Origin of the sequence: Pseudomonas sp. Tn43 (assembly GCF_014192635.1) — a bacterium.
Taxonomy (GTDB): domain Bacteria; phylum Pseudomonadota; class Gammaproteobacteria; order Pseudomonadales; family Pseudomonadaceae; genus Aquipseudomonas.
Genome location: NZ_JACHYG010000021.1, coordinates 36,205 through 45,579, shown reverse-complemented (window position 1 = coordinate 45,579; position 9,375 = coordinate 36,205). Strand labels below are relative to the sequence as shown.

The window sequence follows — 9,375 nt, the reverse complement described above, 5'->3', positions numbered from 1 at the left end:
TACGTTGTTCATGGCAATGATCTCCGATGAGCCCCCGGTGAAAGCTTAGTGGGCGATCACAGGGGGGGAGGCGGGGGTAGCCATTTCATTAGGTTCGGTGAACGATACATGACCTGTGCAGGAGCGAGGCTTGCCCGCGAAGAGGCCCGCACAACCATCCAAAACCATCAGGCATACTCCGACCTCGGCCACCACACGCCAAGGATGCCCAAACCATGAAAGCCACCACCCTGACCTTCCTCTGCCTCACTGCCCTCACCACCCAAGCCCATGCCTCCAGCCCCGATGCCTGGGCCGCCCACGACAAAGCCGTGCTCGCCAGTTGCACCAAAACCAGCGGCCTGAAAAACGTCAAACCCGTCGGCAACGTCGCGCAATTCGATGACCGGGTCGGATATACCGCGCTCCTGCTGCAAGGCCAGTACCCGCAGAAACACATGAAAGACCAGCAAGGCACTGAGCTATGCCTCTACAACAAGAAAAGCAAAACCGCCTATGTGACCGAGTGGGACTCCATCCGCCCACCCGCAAAAGCGCAGTGACTGGCGCATAACTTGCTTCGGCCCAGGCCTTTGCGGTGGCTTTTTGTCGCCATTTCATACCTTCAAAGGTGACTGGCCGTTCCATGAATACAACGTTTTCCTGCGTAGGTTGTGGCAAATGCTGCAACGACCACCACGTGCCCCTGACACTGGCCGAAGCCCGGATGTGGGCGGCTGATGGCGGTCAGGTGATCGTGCTGCTGGAGGCCTTTCTCGCCAATGGCCTGGGCCTGCCCACGCAGCAACGCGAACACGCCGAACGCCGCTCGGTGGTGGTTCGAAGCGGCGCCTGCCAGGCGCATGTGGCGATCACCTTTGCCGCCTACAACGTCGGCCCCTGCCGTAATCTTGACGAAGACAACCTCTGCCGTATCTACGAACGCCGACCGCTGGTATGCCGCATCTACCCGATGGAAATCAACCCGCACATCCCGCTCAACCCGGCAATCAAGGAATGCCCGCCCGAGTCCTGGGAAACAGGGCCGGATTTGATCATCGGGGGTGAGTTGGTGGATCAGCAACTGACGGAATTGATCCAGCGCTCCCGTCAGGCCGATCGCGATGAGATTCAGACCAAGGAGGCGATTTGCGCGTTATTGGGGATTCAGACGACAGCATTGAAGGGCGATGGCTTTACCGCTTATTTGCCGGATATGAACGCGTTTGCCACGGTCATCGATCAGGTTTCAACGCAATCGCAGATAAAGTCGAGCAGTGACTGGCTGTTTCACGTGTCGGGTGAAGATATTGCCAGGCAAGTGCAAGCAGCGGGTGCACAGGTGGCAACCGATACACCGGTCAGCTATGGGTTTATTTCGTTGCGGGCAGCTTGAAACACTTAACCACTGCACAACATTGGTTGCGCAGCGGTTTGTCTGATGGTGAATCAGCGAGCAGCAACCGCAAGGCATTCGATTTCCACTCGAGCATTCGCCAGCAGTTTTTTAGCCGCGAACGTTGTCCGGGCAGGTAGGCGATCGGCCGGGAAAGCCTGGCGGTATACCGCATTCATGGCATCGAAGTCGTTGATATCGGCCAGTATGACCGTGCATTTGGCCACATGAGCGAGGGAGGAGCCTCGGCGTTGCAGTTCGGTGCGCAGGTTCTCCATGGCCTGGGTCATTTGCGGGCCAATCCCGCCCTTGACCAGTTGGCCATCGGCATCCAGACCGAGCATCCCGGAAAGATAAAGGGTCTCACCGGCCTGTACCGCATCGGAAAATGGCAAGCCTTCTTCATTCGGAAAGTAACGTGGGGAATCGGGTACTGCTGGCGGCAAGTAGCGCTCGGTAATCGCTTGGTACTGACCATTGTGCTTGAGGCGCTCAAGGGCCGCATTCAAGTTATCGCGCAAACGGGTGTCGCTTTTGCGCACCGCCATCGCCACACCATTGCCCAGCATCGGATCATTGAGGGCGGGACTGGCGAAGTCAAACGCCTGCCCCTGAGGTTGGCTTAGCAACGCTTGAGTGATTTCGATGGAGTCTTGCAGCGTGGCATCGATCTCACCCGCAAGAAGACTGGCAATCAACTGATCGTTGAATTGAAAACTGCGCACCGTTACACCTGCGTCCGCCCAACGCGCCTTGGCGAACGCTTCACGACTGGTACCCGCCAGCACGCCGATACGTTTGCCGTTGAGCGATTGCACGTCCGTTTGCAACGTCGCGCCTTTGCGCGCTACCAGACGGCTGTTCAGGGGATAAAGATTGTCGGTGAAATCGACCCGCTCGCGCCGCGCCTGTGTAGCCGTCATCGGCATGATCACGTCGAAGCGGCCGGCTTCAAGAGCAGGGAGGTTAGTCGCGTAATCCTGATCGATCCAGACACAGCGGGATTCGAGTTCAGCACACAATGCGTTGCCCAACTCGATGTTCAATCCGACCAGCTCACCTTTGTCATTACGGCTCTCGAACGGTGGAACCAGGGCTTCAACCCCGAAGCGGATCTGCGGATCGACCGCCGAGGACATACAGCCGGTAGTCAGGGCCACCAGAGAGAACAGCGACAGGGTTTTGAGCAGAAACATTTGGCGGCCTTCATCAAAAATTCACAGGGCGTGAATTCTTGACAAATGACAACCGCCTTTCCTAGAGGAGTAATCGCGCGTCCTTGTGGGAACTGTCTCATTGGCGGGAGGAATAATTACCCGCCAACATATGCCTGATTCTCAGCGCTTACCCATCGAACGACGAGTGCCAGGAGGTGCTGCCCCCGGGGTTTTGGTATGGCCATTCTTGGCGCCGTTCTTGTACCAAGGCTGGCTGGCATTTTTCGCCGCGGCCAATTCACCTGGCTTGAACGGAAACTTGAATGCCGGGATCGCTGCTTTGGTTTCGCTGTCTGCGCTGGAGTCGACGCTGTCTGGCAGGTCTGCCTGGTCGTCGCTCAAAGCGTCGGCAACCGGCGGTTGGGTCGGGGAAGTCATGAAAGCTCCGGGTGATGCTCAAAGAGTCGGGCCCGGTAGGCGAGCCGCGAAAGGCGGCAGTATACCTGTGTCCGGAGCCGCAAGCTGCAGTGGGTCAGTCGGGTTTTGTGTTGACCGACCTGCCGCTATCGCGGGCAAGCCCGCTCCTATAGTGGAGCGGTGCACCCGCCATCACCATCATTAGGCCGAGCGTTAGCTCGCCTTCAGCTTTTGATCAGGGGGAATCCGCATCAATCCAAAGAGGTCCAAACTGACAGCGCCGTCAGTTACCAGTCACTCTCCTGACGGGCGAACAGGTTTATAAAGGAAGGTATAAACCTGATAACACTCCGACCACTCTGCCCGGCGCCCCACTCGCATGCGAATTCAGAAAAAAATCGCCCTGTTCGCCGCCCTTCTGATCACCCTGGCAGCGCTGGGCGTGTGGTACGCCGCCAAACCCGCCACGACCAAATTGGCCCCTTCCACCGCCATTCCCGTGCGAGTGGTCAGCGTCGCCGAAAAAGACGTGCCCCGCTACATCAGCGGCATTGGCTCGGTGTTGTCGTTGCACAGCGTGGTCGTGCGTCCGCAGATCGACGGCATCCTCACCAAACTGCTGGTCAAGGAAGGCCAATTGGTGAACAAAGGTGATCTGCTGGCCACCATCGACGACCGCTCAATCCGCGCCAGCCTCGACCAGGCCCGGGCGCAACTGGGTGAAAGTCAGGCGCAACTGCAAGTGGCTCAGGTCAACCTCAAACGCTACAAGCTGCTGAGCGTCGACGACGGCGTGTCCAAGCAGACCTATGACCAGCAACAAGCTCTGGTCAACCAACTCAAAGCCACCGCCCAAGGCAATCAGGCCTCGATCGACGCCGCTCTGGTTCAGCTTTCCTACACACAGATACGCTCCCCGGTCACCGGTCGCGTCGGTATTCGCACCGTGGACGAAGGCAACTTCCTGCGCATGAGCGACACCCAAGGCTTGTTCACGGTGACTCAGATCGACCCGATCGCCGTGGAGTTTTCCCTGCCGCAACACCTGTTGCCGACCCTGCAGGGCTTGATCAATGATCCCCAGCACACACCGGTCAAGGCTTACATCGGTGCCGACACCGACGGCGAAACCGGCAACCTGCTAGGCGAAGGCCGCCTGACCCTGATCGACAACCAGATCAACGTCAACACCGGGACCATCCGCGCCAAGGCCGAGTTCGCCAACCCCGCCCAGAAACTCTGGCCAGGCCTGCTGGTAACGGTAAAAATTCAGACAGCACTGGATAAAAATGCGCTGGTGGTGCCGCCCTCCGTCGTACAACGTGGCCCCGATCAACATTTTGTCTATCGGGTCAACGGCGATAAGGTCGAAGCCGTTCAGGTGCAGATGGTTTACCAAGGCAGCGGCCAAGACCTCATCAAAGGCGTGAAAGCGGGCGATGTGCTGGTCAGCGACGGGCATTCGCGACTCAAACCGGGTTCCACCGTGCAGGTGGTGACCGACCCGCCGCAAGTGGTGCAATCGGAGCCGAAACCATGAAGGGCCATGGCTCGATTTCCGCATGGTGCATCGATCATCCGGTGGCGACGGTCCTGCTGACCTTTGCCTTGGTACTGCTCGGTGTCATCGCCTTCCCGCGACTGTCGATTGCGCCACTGCCGGAAGCGGAATTCCCGACCATCCAGGTCGCCGCGCAATTGCCCGGTGCCAACCCCGAAACCATGGCCTCGTCGGTGGCCACACCGCTTGAAGTGCAATTCAGCGCCATCCCCGGCGTGACCCAGATGACCTCGAGCAGCGCCCTGGGCTCGACCATTCTGACCTTGCAATTCACCCTCGAAAAAAGCATCGACACCGCCGCGCAGGAAGTCCAGGCCGCGATCAACACCGCCGCCGGCAAACTGCCCAAAGACATGCCGAACCTGCCGAACTGGAGAAAGGTCAACCCGGCCGACAGCCCGGTGCTGATCCTCAGCATCAACTCGCCGCAAATGCCCGGCACCGAAGTCAGTGACCTGGTGGAAACCCTGCTCGCCCGTCAGATCAGCCAGATCGACGGCGTAGGCAATATCAACATCACAGGTCAGCAACGTCCGGCGATCCGCGTACAGGCGTCAGCGGACAAACTCGCCGCCATCGGCCTGACCCTGGCGGACATTCGCCTGGCGATCCAGCAGACCAGCCTCAACCTGGCCAAGGGTGCGTTGTATGGCGAGTCGAGCATTTCGACCTTGTCCACCAACGACCAATTGTTCCACCCCGAGGAATACGGTCAGCTGATTGTTTCCTACAAGGACGGCGCACCGGTTCATCTCAAGGATGTAGCGAAAGTCGTCAACGGTTCGGAAGACGCCTACATTCAGGCCTGGGCTGACGGTCAGCCGGGGGTGAACCTGGTGATTTTCCGGCAACCGGGGGCCAACATCGTCGCGACCGTCGACCGTATTCAAGCGGCCCTGCCGACGCTGGAGGCCATGCTGCCGGCCTCGGTGCAGGTCAAGGTGTTGGTCGACCGCACCCAGACCATCCGCGCTTCGTTGCATGAAGTGGAAGTCACTCTGCTGATCGCGATCCTGCTGGTGGTCGCGGTGATGGCGCTGTTCCTGCGGCAGTTATCGGCGACCCTGATCGTGGCCTCGGTGCTCGGTGTGTCGCTGATCGCCAGTTTCGCCCTGATGTACATCATGGGCTTCAGCCTGAATAACCTGACGCTGGTGGCGATCGTGGTGTCCGTCGGGTTTGTGGTGGACGATGCGATTGTGGTGGTGGAAAACATTCACCGTCACCTGGAAGCCGGCGACGGAATGCGCGAAGCGGCCATCAAGGGCGCCGGCGAGATCGGTTTTACTGTGGTTTCCATCAGCTTCTCGCTGGTGGCGGCGTTTATTCCGCTGCTGTTCATGGGCGGTGTGGTCGGGCGGCTGTTCAAGGAGTTCGCCCTGACCGCCACCTCGACCATCATGATTTCCGTGGTGGTGTCCCTGACACTTGCGCCGACGTTGGCCGCGCTATTCATGCGTGCGCCGGAACACAGCCGATCCGGCTTCGGCGAGCGCTTGCTGGCGCTTTATGAAAAAGGCTTGCGCCGCGCCCTCGCCCATCAGAAGTTGATGATCGGTGTATTCGGTCTATCGCTGGGGCTGGCCATCGCCGGTTACATCTTTATCCCTAAAGGCTTCTTCCCGGTACAAGACACCGGTTTCGTTCTTGGCACCACCGAAGCGGCGGCAGACATTTCCTACGGCAACATGGTGAAAAAACACTTGGCGATGGCCGAAATCGTCGCCGCCGATCCCGCCGTAGCGACGTTCTCCCACTCGGTCGGCGTTGCGGGCAGCAACCAGACCATTGCCAACGGCCGCTTCTGGATTTCGCTGAAAAAACGCAGCGAGCGAGACGTATCGGCCAGTCAATTCATCGACCGGATTCGTCCACAACTGATGAAAGTCCCGGGTATCGTGCTGTACCTGCGCGCCGGGCAAGACATCAACCTCAGCGCCGGCCCGAGCCGCGCGCAGTACCAATATGTGCTCAAGAGCAACGACGGGGCACTCCTGAGCACCTGGACCCAGCGCCTGACGGAAAAACTGCGCGCCAACCCGGCGTTCCGCGATATTTCCAATGACCTGCAATTGGGCGGCAGCATCACCCACATCAGCATCGACCGCAGCGCGGCGGCGCGTTTCGGCCTGACCGCCAGCGATGTCGATGAAGCGTTGTATGACGCCTTCGGCCAGCGGCAGATAAACGAGTTCCAGACCCAGACCAACCAATACAATGTGATTCTGGAACTGGACACCAAGCAGCGCGGCAAGGCCGAAAGCCTCAACTATTTCTACCTGCGTTCGCCGCTGAGCGGGGAAATGGTGCCGCTGTCGGCCCTGGCGAAATTCGAGGCGCCCACCATCGGCCCGTTGTCCATCGCTCACGACGGGATGTTCCCGGCGGCCAACCTGTCGTTCAACCTGGCGCCCGGCGTCGCGCTCGGCGATGCGGTGATTATGCTCAACCAGGCCAAGACCGATATCGGTATGCCGGTGGCCATCAGCGGTAATTTCCAGGGGGCGGCCCAGGCGTTCCAAAGTTCATTGGCCAGCCAGCCGTGGCTGATTCTGGCGGCGCTGCTGGCGGTGTACATCATTCTTGGCGTTCTGTACGAAAGCTTCGTGCACCCGCTGACGATCATTTCGACGCTGCCCTCGGCGGGGCTCGGGGCGGTGATCATGCTGTGGATCTGCGGCCAGGACTTTTCGATCATGGCGCTGATCGGGCTGGTGCTGCTGATCGGTATCGTCAAGAAAAACGGCATCCTGATGATCGATTTCGCGCTGGACGCCCAGCGCAACCGTGGCCTGATGCCGGAAGAGGCGATCTATGAGGCCTGTATGACGCGGTTCCGGCCAATCATCATGACCACCCTCGCCGCCCTGCTCGGCGCCCTGCCGCTGATGCTCGGCTACGGCACCGGCGCCGAACTGCGCCAGCCATTGGGCATCGCCGTGGTCGGCGGTTTGCTGGTGAGCCAGGCGCTGACGCTGTTCACCACGCCGGTCATCTACTTGTGGCTCGAGCGGATATTCCATCGGCCTAAACCCGCACCGCTGCCGGCGCTGGCAACCACGGACTGAGGCGGGGGTTCACGCGGTTCAGGGGCCGCTTTGCAGCCCAACGGGGGCGAGCCCCCTCGCCACAAACTACCGAGCCAGGGTAATTATCGACTACCCACTGAATGTCTTCTAAGCTTCAATTAGCAAAAGGCCAGCATGTTTTGCTGGCCTTTTTTTTATCCGGCATTTATACAGGCGCTCTGGACGCGACCGGTTTCTGGGACTCTGCCCGATTGTTGTAAAAGAACTTTCATAACGCCTTATTTGCAGAAGTCAGAACCATGAGTGTGAGCAGTGCGAAATCTCAACATCCGATCCGTTCGACACGATCGGAGCGGCTTCTGGTTCTGGGTAGTTTGTTGTTGGTGATTGCGATACTGAGCATCGTGGCGTTCCTGCTGATCCGTGAACGCGCCAATGCCGAATTGTCCGCCGCTCGTGCCGCCAACAATATCGTGCAATTGATCGACGCCGACGTCCTGCGCAATGTCGAACTCTATGATGTGTCCCTGCTGGGTTTGATCGCTGCCTCCCAGCGAGAAGACCTCAAGAGCGTGTCCCCGGCCATTCGCCATCTGGCCTATTTCGACCGTGCCACTGCCGCGCCCTACAAAGGCAACATTTTGTTGCTCGACAACAAGGGCGACGTGATCGCCGACTCGGCCTCGGTTGAGCCCAGACAAGGCAACTATGCCGATCGTGAATTCTTCCAGTCTCACGTGGATAACCCGGACCCGGGTATGTTCATCAGTCCCCCCTTCAGAGCCCGGTCGCCGGAACAGGATTGGCGAATCAGTTTCAGCCGCCGGGTGAACGGCCCCCACGGTGAGTTCCTGGGTGTGGCCGAAGCCGCCATGCGCTTGAGTTACTTCGATCAGTTGTTCAACAGCTTGAACATCGGGCGCGACAGCACGGTCAATCTGATCAGCAAGGACGGGACACTTCTGGCTCAACAACCACAACTGGCCGAAGAGCTGATCGGCAAGAACTTCAGTCACCGTCCCAATTTCCAGCGCATCGTCAAAGAAGGCAACGGCAGCTTCACCAGCCTGTCCAGCCGCTACCAGGAAAAGCGTTTGTACACGTTCTCCAAGGTCGGAAACTTGCCGTTGATCGTCATCGTTGCGCTATCGAGTGATGAAGTCTTTGCGGCCTGGAAACGCACTGCGGTGGTGGTCAGCTTTGCGACCATTGCCCTGTGTGTGAGCTTGCTGTGGCTGACCTGGTTGCTCTGCCGGGAATTGCGTCGACGCCAAAGCGCCGAGCATGAACTGGCACAACTGGCCGCTACCGACCCCTTGACCGGCCTGGCCAACCGTCGAAGCCTGGATCAGGCCTTGCACCATGAATGGTTTCGCGCCCAACGTTCCGGCCTGCCCTTGTCGGTGCTGATGATCGATGTCGATCACTTCAAGGCGTACAACGATCGCCATGGCCATCAGGGTGGCGATGATGCCCTGCGCTGGGTGGCCAAGGTGATCAGCACCCATGTTCGACGACCGGCGGACCTGGTTGCCCGTTACGGTGGCGAGGAATTTTCGGTGATTCTGGCTGAAACCGACAGCGTTGGCGCGCAACAGATTGCCGACACCATTCGCGCAGCCGTGGAGCAGCTGCCATTGGTGGGGGACGATGCATCGCCGATTACTGTCAGTATTGGTATCAGCACCTGGACGACGGCATCCGATATCAGCCTGGAGCAGTTGTTGTATAGGGCAGACAAGGCGCTGTATCAGGCCAAGGAAAGTGGTCGGAATCGGGTGGTTGCAGCAGACTGAGATTCTATGTTGTGGCGGCCGGCCTCTTCGCGGGCAAGCC

The 9,375-nt window shown here is 59.2% G+C and carries 7 protein-coding genes; 5 read left to right on the top strand and 2 right to left on the bottom strand.

Annotated features, from left to right (window positions below; translation table 11 throughout):
* Window positions 1-215: 215 nt before the first annotated feature.
* Together FHW68_RS26610 and FHW68_RS26605 are read left to right on the top strand one after the other, a co-directional pair.
* Window positions 216-542 (top strand): hypothetical protein, encoded by a 327-nt coding sequence (locus FHW68_RS26610; protein ID WP_183683863.1) that lies wholly within the window; start codon window positions 216-218, stop codon window positions 540-542.
* A gap of 83 nt (window positions 543-625) precedes the next feature.
* On the top strand, window positions 626-1,375 hold the full coding sequence (locus tag FHW68_RS26605; RefSeq protein WP_183683860.1) for a YkgJ family cysteine cluster protein: 750 nt from the start codon (window positions 626-628) through the stop codon (window positions 1,373-1,375).
* A gap of 53 nt (window positions 1,376-1,428) precedes the next feature.
* Here FHW68_RS26605 and FHW68_RS26600 read toward each other — a convergent pair whose 3' ends face one another.
* Together FHW68_RS26600 and FHW68_RS26595 are read right to left on the bottom strand one after the other, a co-directional pair.
* Entirely contained in the window at window positions 1,429-2,571 is a 1,143-nt protein-coding gene (locus FHW68_RS26600; RefSeq protein ID WP_183683858.1) for a transporter substrate-binding domain-containing protein, read from the bottom strand.
* Between the two features lie 141 nt (window positions 2,572-2,712).
* On the bottom strand, window positions 2,713-2,970 hold the full coding sequence (locus FHW68_RS26595; RefSeq protein ID WP_007905458.1) for a hypothetical protein: 258 nt from the start codon (window positions 2,968-2,970) through the stop codon (window positions 2,713-2,715).
* A 358-nt stretch (window positions 2,971-3,328) separates the two neighbouring features.
* On the opposite strand from FHW68_RS26595, the gene FHW68_RS26590 reads away from it, so the two are divergent.
* From FHW68_RS26590 to FHW68_RS26580, 3 genes are all read left to right on the top strand, one after another.
* Window positions 3,329-4,489: an efflux RND transporter periplasmic adaptor subunit gene (locus FHW68_RS26590; protein ID WP_183683856.1), complete on the top strand. Its 1,161-nt coding sequence runs from the start codon at window positions 3,329-3,331 to the stop codon at window positions 4,487-4,489.
* On the top strand, window positions 4,486-7,578 hold the full coding sequence (locus tag FHW68_RS26585) for a multidrug efflux RND transporter permease subunit (RefSeq protein ID WP_183683854.1): 3,093 nt from the start codon (window positions 4,486-4,488) through the stop codon (window positions 7,576-7,578). The genes FHW68_RS26590 and FHW68_RS26585 overlap by 4 nt, the downstream gene beginning before the upstream one ends.
* Before the next feature lie 260 nt (window positions 7,579-7,838).
* Window positions 7,839-9,335 carry a sensor domain-containing diguanylate cyclase gene (locus FHW68_RS26580; protein ID WP_183683852.1) on the top strand — a complete coding sequence of 499 codons (1,497 nt, stop codon included), beginning with the start codon at window positions 7,839-7,841 and terminating at the stop codon, window positions 9,333-9,335.
* The last annotated feature ends 40 nt before the right edge of the window (window positions 9,336-9,375 follow it).

Coding starts and splice junctions, on each gene's coding strand:
- FHW68_RS26600 (WP_183683858.1), bottom strand. CDS start 2,571: ATGTTTCTGCTCAAAACCCTGTCGCTGTTCTCTCTGGTGGCCCTGACT.
- FHW68_RS26605 (WP_183683860.1), top strand. CDS start 626: ATGAATACAACGTTTTCCTGCGTAGGTTGTGGCAAATGCTGCAACGAC.
- FHW68_RS26580 (WP_183683852.1), top strand. CDS start 7,839: ATGAGTGTGAGCAGTGCGAAATCTCAACATCCGATCCGTTCGACACGA.
- FHW68_RS26610 (WP_183683863.1), top strand. CDS start 216: ATGAAAGCCACCACCCTGACCTTCCTCTGCCTCACTGCCCTCACCACC.
- FHW68_RS26585 (WP_183683854.1), top strand. CDS start 4,486: ATGAAGGGCCATGGCTCGATTTCCGCATGGTGCATCGATCATCCGGTG.
- FHW68_RS26590 (WP_183683856.1), top strand. CDS start 3,329: ATGCGAATTCAGAAAAAAATCGCCCTGTTCGCCGCCCTTCTGATCACC.
- FHW68_RS26595 (WP_007905458.1), bottom strand. CDS start 2,970: ATGACTTCCCCGACCCAACCGCCGGTTGCCGACGCTTTGAGCGACGAC.